The organism is Bacteroidales bacterium (assembly GCA_035353855.1).
GTDB lineage: Bacteria > Bacteroidota > Bacteroidia > Bacteroidales > CG2-30-32-10 > DAOQAK01.
Window position 1 is genome coordinate 16,660 of sequence record DAOQAK010000031.1, and the last position, 13,429, is coordinate 30,088.

A 13,429-nucleotide genomic window follows, 5' to 3' on the forward strand; every position below is an offset into this window, starting at 1 on the left:
TTAACTTAAATTTCCGAATTCTTTTGCAGTCATTTCGTCAATTTCAACTTTGAAAAGAAAAACATTTTTTATTGCCGGTTCCGAATATGTGAAATCTTTTTTTACATATTGCTGCATGATGATATTCATGGCTTCGATTTTCTTATCAATATCTTCAATAAACACTACTTTGCCGTAACAGATAACACTTTTATAGCTCATGATGTAACTGCATGCTACGTTTTCACTCTGACAACTTAGTTTATAACCATTACTGAATGCAACACATACACGATTATTTTTTTTGAGTATATCAATTTTTCTTCCGGCTTGCCCTGAATGCAGGTAAATGCATTTGTCTTTATAACCAAAATTAAATGGTAAAACATAAGGCATATTATTTTCATCAACCATTGCAACATGACAGCATTCGCATTTGCTTATGATGTCGTCCATTTCCCATTGTTTGGTAATGATTCTTCTTTTTTTCGGCATAAGCTTTTTTTTACAAAGATATTTCTTTAAAAATCTAAAACAAAATCACAAAAAATTTGTTACTTTGAATGAAAATTAAATTTTATGAAGCGAAGTATTTTATTTTTTTTATTGTTGCTTTTTACATTTTCTGCAATGGCACAAACCGGGAAATATTGGGTTTTCCTGAAGAATAAGAAAAATGTTACATTCGACCCTTATTCATATTTTGATAAAAAAACTATTGAGAGAAGAATAGCATACAATATTCCTTTGCTTGATTCTACTGATTTTCCGTTGAATGAAGAATATGTAAATACAATAGTAGTGCAGGTTGATTCGGTTTCGCAGTGCAGCCGTTGGTTCAACGCTATGGCGGTATACGCTAATGAACAACAAATTGAAAAAATAAAATCATTTTCTTTTGTGAAAGAAGTTGAACCGATGATGATGATGTGTAATGTTGCCGAAAAAAATACTGCTGACTGGGACACTATAATAAAACCGGAGCAAATGGAATTAATGGAAAAACAATTGACATTGATGGGTGGTGATAAATTTGAGAAAGCAGGAATTGATGGTAAAGGAATTCGTATTGCCATTTTCGATGGAGGATTCCCTACAGTGAATACCAGCCCAGTTTTTGAACATATCCGTAAAGACGGAAGAATTTTAAAAACATGGGATTTTACAAAAAATAAAGAATTTGTTTATAGTTATATTTCGCACGGAACCTCTGTAATGTCGTGTATTGCAGGAATGGTTAATGGGAAAAAAATTGGCCTTGCTACCGGCGCTGAGTTTATACTGGCACGCACCGAAGTTCAAAGCGAGCCATTCTCGGAAGAAGAAAACTGGCTTGCTGCCGTGGAATGGGCTGATAAGAATGGTGCAGATATTATAAACAGTTCGTTAGGATACACCTATCATCGTTATTTCCAAAACCAGATGGACGGGAAAACAAGCCTCGTTTCACGCGCAGGGAACCTTGCTGCAAAAAAAGGAATGTTAGTTGTTAATGCTGCTGGCAATGATGGTGATAATGACTGGAAAGTTGTTGGTACACCTGCTGATGCCGATAGTGTTCTGTCGGTAGGTGGAATTGATGCATGGACAAAATATCATATTTCATATAGTTCTTTTGGTCCCACTACTGATAAAAGAATGAAACCAAATGTTTGTGCAGTGGCGCATGTTATTGTTGCAGGAAAAAACGGGTTGAATGCATCCGACGGTACATCATTTGCCAGTCCGCTGATAGCAGGATTTGCGGCATGTGCATGGCAGAAAGCACGCAGCCTTTCAAATATGCAACTGTTTAATCAAATTGAAAAATCAGCAAACCTTTATCCTTACTTTGATTATGCACATGGTTATGGAGTGCCGCAGGCATCATACTTTACAGATACTACAATAACATTTAAAGAACGTACATTTACTTTTGATGTTGAAAGTAATGAGGTAAATGTAAATATCAAAAATTTTTCTTACGAGAATAATGATGATAATTTACTTTATTATAATATTCAGAAAGATGATGGTGTGCTTCTGGAATACAATGTACTTAATGTTTCGCAGGAAAAAGTTTTCAGCGTAAAAATATCTGATTACAAAAAAGGGTATAAACTCAATGTGCATTATAATGGTTACACAGATTCATATTCATTTTAAAGGTTAAAATTATGAGAAAGATTTTTTTAATACTGTCATTGTTCGTATTTGTTGCGATAACTCCTGCGCAGAATGTTTTACTTCATAAAGAGGTTAACGATTCAATAATACAAAAATATGGTCCAAACCTTAGAAATTTTCATCACCTGTTTATAAGCATGGGATTTGTTATGGGTGAACCGGATTCATCAGGTAGTGATATTTTATACGGGAACTCAACAAACTATTTGGTGGGCTATCGTTATAAATTAAAGCTTTCAAACTGGTTTGCGATTGGGTACGACATTGATATCAGTTCATATTATTTTCGTTTGAAACAGTCATTAACAAAATGTACTCCCGATTCCATTTTACATGATAAGGAGAAATTTATCATTGGAAATGTTGGTGGCGACCTTTATTTACGATTTAATTACGGACGTCGAGGTAATAGAGTTGGTAATTTCATTGATCTTGGCGGGTATGGCGATTTGAAAACAGCAGCAAAACACTTTACCAAAGATAAAATGCTAAATGGAAATGTTGTTGAAGTAAACACATCACATTTAAAATATGTGAACAAATATAATTACGGAGCAATGGCGCGTGTAGGATTCAACAGGTATGTTATTTATGGCTGCTACAGATTGTCGGATATTTTTAAAGATTCGCAATATCCCGAACTTCCAAGGATTACAGTGGGATTACAGATAGGGTTACATAAATAAAATTCAAAAACCAAGTTCCAAATTCAAAAAAATAATCAGTGTAAATCTGTATCATCCGTATAATTCGTGTTCTATTAAATTTTAATTTTATTTTTTTTATACCGATTGTATATATGTAATAGTCCAATATACCGATACGGAAATGATTTATTCATAACTTATTTTATTTTAAAGGTATTCATGATCTCAAAAGTTCTGTTGCAAGATTTCCTATCGGCATAACAGATTCTAAGCACAATTTGTTTTACTAATTTGCTAAGATTCTGTATAAATTGTACTATAACATCTATGTCATCGGCATAACCATTGTAAAATTTAAAATATCCTTTGGACTATTTTAAATTAACAATTGGTATTACACGAAATTTTTAATGAGAAACAAAGAAAAATTTTACTTCTTTCTTATCATCATAAGCCCATCACGCAAGGGGAGAAGGATATTTTCAACGCGTTCATCATTTTGAATAAAATCATTAAACTCTTTAATGCCACGTGTTTCCTTGTCGGATGATTTTTCTTCCATAACTTTTCCATCCCACAGTACATTGTCGGCAACAATGATTCCGCCGGGTTTCACTTTATCAAAAACCAATTTGTAATAATCAAGGTATTGTTCTTTGTCGGCATCGATAAAAACCAGGTCGAATGTTTCATTCATCTTTGGAAGCAATTCAAGTGCATCACCGATATGTAATTTTATTTTTTCTGAAAAGCCTGATTTATCAATGTATTTGCGAATTATTTCTTCAAACTCGGGATTGATCTCGATACAATGTAACACACCGTTTTTTTGTAATCCTTCAGCAAGGCATATTGCCGAATAGCCTGTATATGTACCTATTTCAAGAATATTTTCAGGTTGTAACATTTTGCTGATGATGCTAAGCAGTCGACCTTGTAAATGTCCTGAAAGCATACGCGGGTAAATCATTTTAACATGTGTTTCCCTGTTGAGTTCCTTTAATAATGCAGGTTCTTCTGATGTATGTTCTTCTGCGTATTGCAAAATTTCATATTCTGATTTCATAATGCCGATTTAAATATTAGCATACTGAGTTTACGTGTTGAAAAAATATCATTGGCAACATCCATCAGCTGGTTTGCTGTGATGTCGTCAATTTTTCTGCTTATCTCTTCAAGAGTATCTACTTTATGGTACACAGAAAAACTTTTTCCCATCGAAAGCATTTCATTTAAATTGTGGTCGTATGAAATAGCCAGTTGTCCGATGAGTTGTTGCTTGGCATATTTAAGCTGAAGCGATCCTATTTTGTTTTCACGCAGTTTCTGAAGTTCTTTATGAACCAGTAATATTACTTTTTCCATGTACTGGTCTTCGGTGCCCATATAAATCTCGAAAGAACCCGTGTCGGAATAAGGGTTGTATGATGAATCGATATTGTAGCAGAAACCAAATTTTTCTCTTATGTTCATACTCAGGCGCGAGTTCATTCCTTGTCCGCCAAGAATATTACTTAGCAGTATCAGCGGGTTTTTCATTTTATGTTTGCTGCTGTATGCATGATTACCTATAACACAATGAGTCTGGTGTATGGGTTTTGAAATTATTTTTTCAAAAGTTTTATTTCCGGTAAAATGTTTTCGTTCCCATTTCCTTGTGTTATTAGCTTTTTCACCGTAATGTTTTAATGCCAGTGTTTTCAGTTCTTCAAAAGAAATATTCCCTACGGAGCATATCACTACCTGGTTGGTGTTATAACAACGTTTAATGAAGCGCTGAAGTTTTGAGCGCGAAATGGACCTTATACTTTTTGGCGTGCCCAGAACGTAGCGGCCTATAGAGTGATTTCCAAATAACTGTTTTTCGAATTCGTCAATAATTTCTTCAGCGGGATTATCTTTATATGAATTGATCTCATCGAGCACCACATCTTTTTCTTTTTCAATTTCCTTTTCAGGGAATGTTGAATTGAAAACAATATCCGACATCAATTCCAATGCACGTTCATAATATTTATTCAGGAAAGAAGTGTATACACAGGTATCTTCTTTAGAAGTGAATGCATTAATTTCGCCGCCAACATTTTCCATGCGTGATAATACCTGGAACATATTACGGTTGGAAGTGCCTTTAAAAATAACATGTTCAATAAAATGAGCAATGCCCTGTTCGTTCTCATTTTCATCGCGCGAACCGGTATTGATTATAACTGCGCAATGCGATACAAGCGAAGGGGTTTGTTTGTGAACAAGCTGGATGCCGTTAGGTAAAGTATAGTTCTGGTACATTATTTTTTATATTCCTGCAAAAGTAATCAGAATTGTTGGCCGGAGGAAGAAATATAATTTATAGAAAAAAGAAATAGTTTATTGTTTTGGATTACTGGTCTTCTCGATTGGATGAATTATTTTAAGTTCGATAAGCTTTTCTTTTGGAGTATAGCGTAAACATAACCCTATAGCAGCAATAATGATTATCCTGATAATAAGTTTGCTGCCTAAATTTTGTTTCTGCATAACACTTATGACAATTGATAAAAGAAGCGTCATACACCCGGTATTGATCATTACGATATACCCAGGATAGTTTTGGATGCGAAATAATATTCCAACAACACAGATACTAAATGCCCAATAAACTAATTTATTTAAAAATTTTACCATTACTGATGCATCCGGTTCCATTGACTTATAAGCGAGTAAAAAATAAACCAATGAAAGAGTTCCTAACGATATTAAAAGTAAAATTCTTCCTTGTGAAATGTCAAATGATTTTAAGATCAAGCCTGTTAATATAAATAATACTGCAATACTTTCAATGGCTGTTAATTTCGTGATTAATTTATTGGCAAGTTTGGCAAGGATTTCATTTTGATTATTCATGAGTGTTTTTTTTTGATTAAAAATTATTTTTTTCAATTCGGTTTTTTACTGTGGTCCATGTTTCGGTGATCAGGAAACTTTCTTCCATGTATGCAATTATTTTTTCAAAACGTTTCATTGGTATGGCAAATGATAAAACATTTTCGGGAACACATGGACGTGCCGAAGGGTCGAACATTCCTATAACGGCTCTTTGTCGTTCTGTTTTACTTTCAAGAAAAGGATAATAAACAATACTTCCGCAACCTGCGCCAAATGGAGTAATGGTGCCGTTGGGGTCAACCTGGTCGAAATTGGCAAGCGTGAACAATCCCGACAACACATCAGGTTTTGCAAAAAATATAACTACATCCGGTTCATCGGTTTCACTAATATTATCCCAACGTTTGAAAACAATATTTTTCCCTTCGATTGGCAGTTTGCTTTGATTCTTCATTAATTCCAAAACCATTTCCGGAGTGTGGATATAACGTTCGCCTTCCATGTTTGCATTTCCGCACGAAAGAAAATACTCAAAACCCGGACGCATTTTATCGGTAAAGCCCAAATATCTTTTAGCGCCGCCACAGGCAATAGCATCAGCCTGATAGACGAGCGATTTTCCATTTCTTACTTTTGCCAATTCACAAATAAGGCAACTTCTTCCTTTAGGTTTTTCTGCCCATTCAGCGCCAGCATCATTATCGGAATAAAAAAAAGTTATTGGAAGCTCGGCATTACCAAAATATTTTTTCCAAAGTGTGATGAATTTTTCTTTCAGTTCGGGTTTCATGATTTGAAAATTATTTTTTATGTGGAATACTATCTATTTGTCAAAATAAATGAACATAAGAATAAAAAGATTAATATGATAAAATATTTTTCAAAAATTATAACGTTCTCGCACTTGCTGTTCGGTGGCGGTTTTAACCGATAAATTATCTAGAAAGCACTAAAGCTTGCCTTACTGCTTTCCTGTCCAACGAGCCACAAACCCACCACTGACAGCAAATGCGTGTTAGCGGTTCGGGCTTCCTTTTGTCCGAAGCCGTCAAGTCCAGTGTCCGCACAACTGTTCATTAGAAGTTTGTTATCGTGTTCGTTAAGTTTGTGGTCATGTCGTCTGTTCCTCTTTTACATAATAGCTCTCTAAAAACCTAAGTGTGTTAGATATTTTTTGTTGCACTCTGTCGTCAGCAACTGATTTGTTGTATTGAGCAAAATTATCACGAATGTTCTTGCTCATATTTTTTAGTGCCTCATCATTGACTGTACCTTTTACAATATTCAAAACAAATTCGTCTGCTCTTTCGTTTCCTGTTTTGTAAGGTACTTTATATCTTTTAGCATAAGGTAAAAGAAATTCGTCAAGATTATGTCCTCTGTTTGCAATTTCAGTTGTAAAACTTTCGTCAAGAACTGTCCCTGCCCAATGTTGTTCGTCCGCTCTTAAATGTGCTTTCACAAGACCCTTACCGTAAACGGAATTGATATTGTAAATACCACCACCTCCATTATTTTGTTTAAAGTCAACATAAACCATCTCTCCAAAAACCAAAGAACCTCTTACAGGAAAACAAAAGTCAATCGCTTGCCAGTTGAATTTGTAAGCGACTTCAAGAATTTCTATAAGCGAAGTTTCGCTGGTGTCGTTTGTGAAGAAAACAACTGTGTCAGAAAAGTTGATGCAGTTAATTTTTGATTTTGAAATATCTGCAATCACTCCGTGAGGTGCATCTTTAAACTTACCTTGTCCAAGTGCACTTTCCATGTCCCGAAAATTGTTGCCGATAATTCGACTTTGATATTCCAAGTCGTTGTTCTCAATGAACTCCTTAAAACCTAAGTAGTCAAAATATGCAATAAATCTATTCATGTCCTGTCATTGTTTCTGTTCGTTTTTTTACAATCAGTTTCAAGTTAGCTCTATCGTCTTAGCCTGACCGCTAACTTTAGTATTGCTCTATTGAATATATTTCTTCTAAATCATTACTTCAACTTAGCCGGGTAATCTTTATCAAAATAAATCCAGAATGTTGGCGAGTAACCTCTAAGGTTAAGGGAATCATCATAGTTTTCGCGCATCAGCATTACGCCGCAAACTTTTTTATTGAAAGAAAGTTTTTTATCATCATACGACCATTCTTCCAGGAAACGCACTTTAGAAATTTCTTTTATATCTGTTATGTTTTTAATCACGGTGTCCTTATACACATTAGTATTATTGGGATCCTGGATTGAAATGGTATCTACTTTATTAAGAATACCTTTTGCCTGTTCGGGTGTAAGCGGTGTATTATCGTAATCGTAGGCTTTTACCTTACCTGTATATGCAAGGTCGAGAATGGTTTTTACAAAATTCTCTCTTTTGGAACCTTCAATATTTTCGCGCCACCAGTCGTAATCAGCATTGGGCGATTTTATAAAAACATCATACTGTATACGCTCAACCAAAATATTCTTGTCTTTGTTTTCGGTTTCGGTATTGCTGTTATTGCTGCACGATAACATAAATAATGCAGGCAGCGAAAGCAGGAAAAAAGAAATTTTTTTCATAATGTTTGTGTTTAGTTTTTTATAAATGTTCCTGAATAAATATTTTTGAGTGTGCTTATTTTAATAACATAAAAACCCCCGGGTTTATTGTTCACGTTTACTGAAATGCTTTTATTCGCGGGCATAGTTAATTTTTCGGAATGCACAATATCGCCAATGCTATTGTATATTGTCATATCGGCTTTTTCATTTTCATTGATACCGGGGATATTGATATTTATTTCGCTTTCTGCAGGATTGGGATATAACTGCACTTTATCATTATGCAATTTATTTTCTGGAATGGAAAGCGTGGAATAAGAATCGAAATACATTATGTACGAACCGGGAATGATTACTGTTGGATTGCCGATTATTTCGTTTTCATTCTGCATAATTCTGTAATCGTCTTCTGTGTGTAATTCAATAGAACTTCCAAAGGTAGCGCTGATAATTCCTTTCTTAGCCAGGTATGACCTGTACAATCCGCATGATACCTGCATTGTAGAACTTGAGCCCCCTGCATTCCAATGAAAGCTGGAATCTTCCTGGAATGTATAACCATCAATTGATGAACACCTGATCAGTCCCGAATCATTTTTAGTTAAGAAAAGATTCCATAAGGAGTTTACTTTGAAAACATCGGGGTTGGAAATGCCTGCTGAATCAAAATAACTAATTCCGGGTTCTTCGGTAAATGTAACTCCATCAGAGGATGCAGCATGATGTAATTCAATATGTGAGTTGTGATCGTAGCTCAGATAAAATAATCTTATTCTCCAGTCGGGAAGCATTACAGCACAAGGGTCCGACTTGTGTACAACAGATGAGCCATTGATAATTACTTCTTGTGGTGTTGAAAAAAAATCACCATCCGGCGAAGAGGTAACCATTATCTTTTCAGTATCGGCAGCACTTTCCATTTTTACATAATACAATAATACCTGGTATGCTGAATCAATTACTGCGCTGGGTTTTGCTGCCGGGGAAATTGAAAATGCAAAATCGCGGGTAAAATCAATTTCATTAATTGATGAGGCCATATATACTTTACGTTCCCAGGGATTATATGTTTGAGAAAAAACAAAAGAACATGAAAATATTATGGAAAAGAAAAAGAAATATTTTTTCATCGTAGGGAATTTTATGGGATAAAGTTAGAAAAATTATTTTAAAACCTATTTATACTCGTTCTTATCAAGAATGCAAAAGCAAATTTGATTAGAACGTGTTATACCGATAGGAACGCTTGTTGAAAAATTATTTTTGCAGTCGCAGCGGCGACCTGTTCCGTATCGGTATATTACCAATTGTAAATTGAATTTGAAATGGCGGTCATTCTGAGTTCATCGAAGAATGAATCGCATACAGAATGTTCACATTTCGATAAACTCAATGTGACATATCTGACTTAACATTATACTATATTAATTCAATAATTTGATTTGTTTCTTTGACTTCCTCTATATTATTACTTTGTGAACCTCTGTGTTAAATAAACGAATTATTTGTAATAATTTATTTCATAGATTTTGTGAATTAATCTGTATAAATTCCTGCTTAACTTTTTTTAACCCTTGTTAACGTTTGTTTATAGAATTGTATAGTTAAGCTGGTGTAAATTTGTTGCGTAAAAAGAAGGAGGTTGTTATGACAACAAAAATAAAAATTGCATTTCTCATTTTAATGATGACCACATGCAATATAATTTTTGCACAGGAAAATAATTCGCAAAGCAAATCGTACATGAAAATTAAAACCATGAAAATAATTAATGGCGATACGATTATTAATGAAAAAGAATATACCGGCGATGGCAATATGAATATTGAAGACTCGCTGACCGGGGAGGGATTTGGGAATTTTAATTTCAATTTTGACCAGGGAAATTATAATTCTGATATGATGAAAAAGTTTTCGGATATGCAGAATATGTTTAAGGATTTTAGTTTTGGCGCTGACGATTTTTTTAAGAACGATTTTAATATTCCTGAATTTGAATACAATTTTAATATTGATTCAATAATTAGGGAATTCAATTTTCCGGGAAGTAACGATTCATTATTCCGCGATTTGAATGATCATCGGATGATAATAAAAAGTTATAAAGACAAACAGGATAATGAATCTATTGATAAAACTGAAAAACCCGATATGGATATTCAGCTTTTCGGCAAAGATGACAAAGGCAGAAATGTAGTATTCAACAAAAAAATAATTATCGAGAACGACGATTCAAAAAAAGAAATTAAAAACTGTAAATCTTCAATTGATATTGAAGTTTTCCCAAACCCTGCGGATGGTTATTTTAATATTTCATTTCCGTTAGATGAGAAAAACAAAACCATAATAACTGTTTCTGATGTGAATGGCAAGCAACTGCTGAAAGAGATATTGGAAAAGGCTGATGGACTTTATACACGTCAGTTTGATATGAAAGCATATGAGAAAGGAACTTATATGATAAACATAAAACAAGGTAAAAAGCAAGCTACAAAAAAAATTATTATTTCATAGTTTTATATTGATGTTAGAATAATTGGATGGAGTTGGGCTTCCCTTTTTTATATTCGGGAGGCCTTCTTTTTTAGTTCAAAGCTGAAACCCCAAATCTCAAATCTTAAATCTCAAATTATTTGTGTAAACCTAAAGTCAAAAGTATATAGGAGTAGTGGCTTGTTAAGGTTAAAGTTATTTGTTGAAAGTAAAATTCCATCGCACCATATTTCGATAAACTCAATATGGCGCCAGGCGCACGGTCAGGCTGAGTTCATCGAAGCCTGATGATGAATAAAAAATAATTTTATTTTCTTTCGACTTTAAACCATCAACCAAACCAGCGGCTCAACCTAAAAACACAAAACAAATATTCAATTCATAATTCATAAATCTCAAATCTTAAATCTAAAATTATTTATGTAAACCTAAAGTCAAAAGTATATAGGAATAGCGGCTTGTTAAGGTTAAAGTTATTTGATGAAAGTAAAATTCCATCGCACCATATTTCGATAAACTCAATATGGCGCCAGGCGCACGGTCAGGCTGAGTTCATCGAAGCCTGATGATGAATAAAAAATAATTTTATTTTCTTTCGACTTTAAACCATCAACCAAACCAGCGGCTCAACCTAAAAACACAAAACAAATATTCAATTCATAATTCATAAATCTCAAATCTCAAATCTGAAATCAAAAATTTTTACCTTATTTCCTCTATACATTATACCCCTATACCTATTTTTAACTAAAAAGATTTTGAATTTCAGCAGCGTACTTTTTATTAAGGAAAGTTCTTCTGAGTTTAAGGGTAGCAGTGAGTTCGCCGGTTTCTATACTCCAGTCGTTTTTCATCAACTCATAGCTTTTTATTTTTTCGGTATCACCAAAGTGTTCATTATATTTTGCTATTTCTTTTGCAAAACGTTTTTTGATACGTGGTAAATTAAGCATTTCATCGTTTGTTGTATAAACAATGCCTTTGTATGCACACCAGTTTCGCAGGTTGTTGAAATCAGGGACTACCAGTGCTGCCGCGAATTTCTGGTTTTCCCCAATGACCATAATGTTATCAATAAAATCGGATTCTTTGAATTTGTTTTCTATAAGTTGTGGTGCAACGTATTTACCAAATGATGTTTTGAAGATTTCTTTTTTCCTTCCGGTAATTTTTAAAAAACCATCATTGTCTATTTCGCCAATATCGCCTGTGTGAAACCATCCTTTATCATCAATGGCTTCCTTTGTGAGTCCAGGTTCTTTATAATATCCTTTCATAATTATTGGTCCATACACAATGATTTCCCCGTCATCTGCAATTTTTACTTCAACGCCCTCCAGCACTTTTCCTACAGTTCCGAATTTTGTTCCTTTAGCAATAATATCATTGCAGGTAATTACAGGTGATGTTTCGGAAAGCCCGTATCCTTCAAGCACACGAAACCCGGCAGCCCAGAAAATACGTGCAAGTCTTGGTTGTAGTGCTGCTCCGCCGCTAACAATAATGTCAAGGTTATTACCCAGGCTTTGTTTCCATTTTGAGAACACTAATTTCCGTGCAAGTTTCAATTCCATTTCGTATAACCAGCCTTTTGCTTTATCAAGCTCATAACGGTGTCCAAGGTGTAAAGCCCAAAAGAAAATATATTTTTTGATACCTTTAAGTTTGCTTCCTGTATTCACTATTTTATCATAAATTTTTTCAAGAAGGCGGGGAACAACACACATGATGTGTGGTTTTACTTCTTTAACATATTCACCTACATTAGCAATGTTATCGCAGTAGTATACCGAGTATCCTTTATACAAATAAAAATAATTAACGGTTCTTTCGTATACATGACAGATAGGGAGAAAGCTCATTGCGCGTACTCCCGGTTCGTAAGGAGGGATTTGGGAAAAAGCGATAAAGTCGGTTATAATATTTTTGTGAGTCAGTAATACCCCTTTGGGATTGCCTACAGTTCCTGATGTGTATATAATTGTTGGAATATCGTTTTCGGTTATTGAATCTTTGATGGATTGTAATTTTTCAGGAACTTTATTTTTTTCTCCAAGTTCAATAAGCTCTCCCAAATGCGGAAGTCCCTTAAGGTTTTTAAATGTGTATACAGTTTTTATGGTTGGGATATTTGGCAAAATATGACTTATCCTGCGATACATTTAAATGCCTGCAACAAAAATATATTTTACTTCAGCATGTTTTAAAATATATTCGTAGTCTTTGTCGCTTATCGTGGGATATATGGAAATATGTATCGCCCCGATTTGTTGTACGCCCATATCAATAAAGTTCCATTCGGGTCTGTTGAATGTTATTGATGCAATTTTATCGCCCTTCTCAATACCGAGAGCAAGCAAACCATAACTTATATTGTTTACATTTTCAACAAAACCGGTTGTACTGAATTTTACCCAGGCATTATTATCTTTCCCTGCAAGAGCATCAGTCCGTTCGGGCCAGTTCTCGTGATATTGGGAAACAAGATCAAAAATTCTTTTTATTTCCATGAAAATAATATTAAATAAGCAGTGTAAGCTTTATAATTTATTCCCTATAAAAAAATAAGAAATAAGTAGTATTTTGAAAATTGGTAAAAATTAATTTTTATACCAATTGTTAATTTAAAATAGCCCAAAGGATATTTTAAATTTTACAATGAATATGTCATCGGTATTATAATTCAAAGCGGCAAAAATAAAAAAAAATAAAATCATTTACGTTAAATAGATAAATCGTAAATA

General features: G+C 34.0%; 13 protein-coding genes. 3 read left to right on the top strand and 10 right to left on the bottom strand.

The window, feature by feature from the left end; all coding sequences use genetic code 11:
- Entirely contained in the window at positions 1-474 is a 474-nt protein-coding gene (locus PKK00_09165) for a pyridoxamine 5'-phosphate oxidase family protein (GenBank protein HNW98563.1), read from the bottom strand.
- A gap of 84 nt (positions 475-558) precedes the next feature.
- Between PKK00_09165 and PKK00_09170 the strand changes: the two genes are divergently transcribed.
- Both PKK00_09170 and PKK00_09175 read left to right on the top strand, forming a co-directional pair.
- Positions 559-2,124, top strand: coding sequence for a S8 family serine peptidase (locus tag PKK00_09170; protein HNW98564.1), 1,566 nt, complete (start codon positions 559-561; stop codon positions 2,122-2,124).
- 11 nt (positions 2,125-2,135) lie between these two features.
- Complete coding sequence (locus PKK00_09175; protein HNW98565.1) at positions 2,136-2,831, top strand: hypothetical protein; 696 nt, start codon at positions 2,136-2,138, stop codon at positions 2,829-2,831.
- Positions 2,832-3,222: 391 nt separating this feature from the next.
- On the opposite strand, the gene PKK00_09180 is transcribed toward PKK00_09175, so the two are convergent.
- The 7 genes from PKK00_09180 to PKK00_09210 form a co-directional block, all read right to left on the bottom strand.
- Entirely contained in the window at positions 3,223-3,858 is a 636-nt protein-coding gene (locus tag PKK00_09180; protein ID HNW98566.1) for an O-methyltransferase, read from the bottom strand.
- Positions 3,855-5,081 carry a pitrilysin family protein gene (locus tag PKK00_09185; protein ID HNW98567.1) on the bottom strand — a complete coding sequence of 409 codons (1,227 nt, stop codon included), beginning with the start codon at positions 5,079-5,081 and terminating at the stop codon, positions 3,855-3,857. Before PKK00_09185 ends, PKK00_09180 begins: the two co-directional genes overlap by 4 nt.
- A gap of 78 nt (positions 5,082-5,159) precedes the next feature.
- Complete coding sequence (locus PKK00_09190) at positions 5,160-5,675, bottom strand: hypothetical protein (protein HNW98568.1); 516 nt, start codon at positions 5,673-5,675, stop codon at positions 5,160-5,162.
- Positions 5,676-5,691: 16 nt separating this feature from the next.
- Entirely contained in the window at positions 5,692-6,447 is a 756-nt protein-coding gene (locus PKK00_09195; protein HNW98569.1) for a DUF169 domain-containing protein, read from the bottom strand.
- Positions 6,448-6,768: 321 nt separating this feature from the next.
- Positions 6,769-7,425, bottom strand: coding sequence for a hypothetical protein (locus PKK00_09200; protein HNW98570.1), 657 nt, complete (start codon positions 7,423-7,425; stop codon positions 6,769-6,771).
- A gap of 218 nt (positions 7,426-7,643) precedes the next feature.
- Positions 7,644-8,210: a hypothetical protein gene (locus PKK00_09205; protein HNW98571.1), complete on the bottom strand. Its 567-nt coding sequence runs from the start codon at positions 8,208-8,210 to the stop codon at positions 7,644-7,646.
- Positions 8,211-8,221: 11 nt separating this feature from the next.
- Positions 8,222-9,322 (bottom strand): T9SS type A sorting domain-containing protein, encoded by a 1,101-nt coding sequence (locus tag PKK00_09210; protein HNW98572.1) that lies wholly within the window; start codon positions 9,320-9,322, stop codon positions 8,222-8,224.
- A 517-nt stretch (positions 9,323-9,839) separates the two neighbouring features.
- Between PKK00_09210 and PKK00_09215 the strand changes: the two genes are divergently transcribed.
- Positions 9,840-10,706, top strand: coding sequence for a T9SS type A sorting domain-containing protein (locus tag PKK00_09215; protein HNW98573.1), 867 nt, complete (start codon positions 9,840-9,842; stop codon positions 10,704-10,706).
- 722 nt (positions 10,707-11,428) lie between these two features.
- Here PKK00_09215 and PKK00_09220 read toward each other — a convergent pair.
- On the bottom strand, positions 11,429-12,823 hold the full coding sequence (locus PKK00_09220; protein ID HNW98574.1) for an AMP-binding protein: 1,395 nt from the start codon (positions 12,821-12,823) through the stop codon (positions 11,429-11,431).
- A gap of 24 nt (positions 12,824-12,847) precedes the next feature.
- Positions 12,848-13,195 carry an AMP-binding protein gene (locus PKK00_09225; protein HNW98575.1) on the bottom strand — a complete coding sequence of 116 codons (348 nt, stop codon included), beginning with the start codon at positions 13,193-13,195 and terminating at the stop codon, positions 12,848-12,850.
- Positions 13,196-13,429: the final 234 nt, after the last annotated feature.

Bases quoted from the DNA above. Each gene is read 5' to 3' on its own strand.
- PKK00_09170 (HNW98564.1), top strand. From the start codon at position 559: ATGAAGCGAAGTATTTTATTTTTTTTATTGTTGCTTTTTACATTTTCT.
- PKK00_09175 (HNW98565.1), top strand. From the start codon at position 2,136: ATGAGAAAGATTTTTTTAATACTGTCATTGTTCGTATTTGTTGCGATA.
- PKK00_09165 (HNW98563.1), bottom strand. From the start codon at position 474: ATGCCGAAAAAAAGAAGAATCATTACCAAACAATGGGAAATGGACGAC.
- PKK00_09200 (HNW98570.1), bottom strand. From the start codon at position 7,425: ATGGAAAGTGCACTTGGACAAGGTAAGTTTAAAGATGCACCTCACGGA.
- PKK00_09210 (HNW98572.1), bottom strand. From the start codon at position 9,322: ATGAAAAAATATTTCTTTTTCTTTTCCATAATATTTTCATGTTCTTTT.
- PKK00_09190 (HNW98568.1), bottom strand. From the start codon at position 5,675: ATGAATAATCAAAATGAAATCCTTGCCAAACTTGCCAATAAATTAATC.
- PKK00_09195 (HNW98569.1), bottom strand. From the start codon at position 6,447: ATGAAACCCGAACTGAAAGAAAAATTCATCACACTTTGGAAAAAATAT.
- PKK00_09215 (HNW98573.1), top strand. From the start codon at position 9,840: ATGACAACAAAAATAAAAATTGCATTTCTCATTTTAATGATGACCACA.
- PKK00_09205 (HNW98571.1), bottom strand. From the start codon at position 8,210: ATGAAAAAAATTTCTTTTTTCCTGCTTTCGCTGCCTGCATTATTTATG.
- PKK00_09180 (HNW98566.1), bottom strand. From the start codon at position 3,858: ATGAAATCAGAATATGAAATTTTGCAATACGCAGAAGAACATACATCA.
- PKK00_09225 (HNW98575.1), bottom strand. From the start codon at position 13,195: ATGGAAATAAAAAGAATTTTTGATCTTGTTTCCCAATATCACGAGAAC.
- PKK00_09185 (HNW98567.1), bottom strand. From the start codon at position 5,081: ATGTACCAGAACTATACTTTACCTAACGGCATCCAGCTTGTTCACAAA.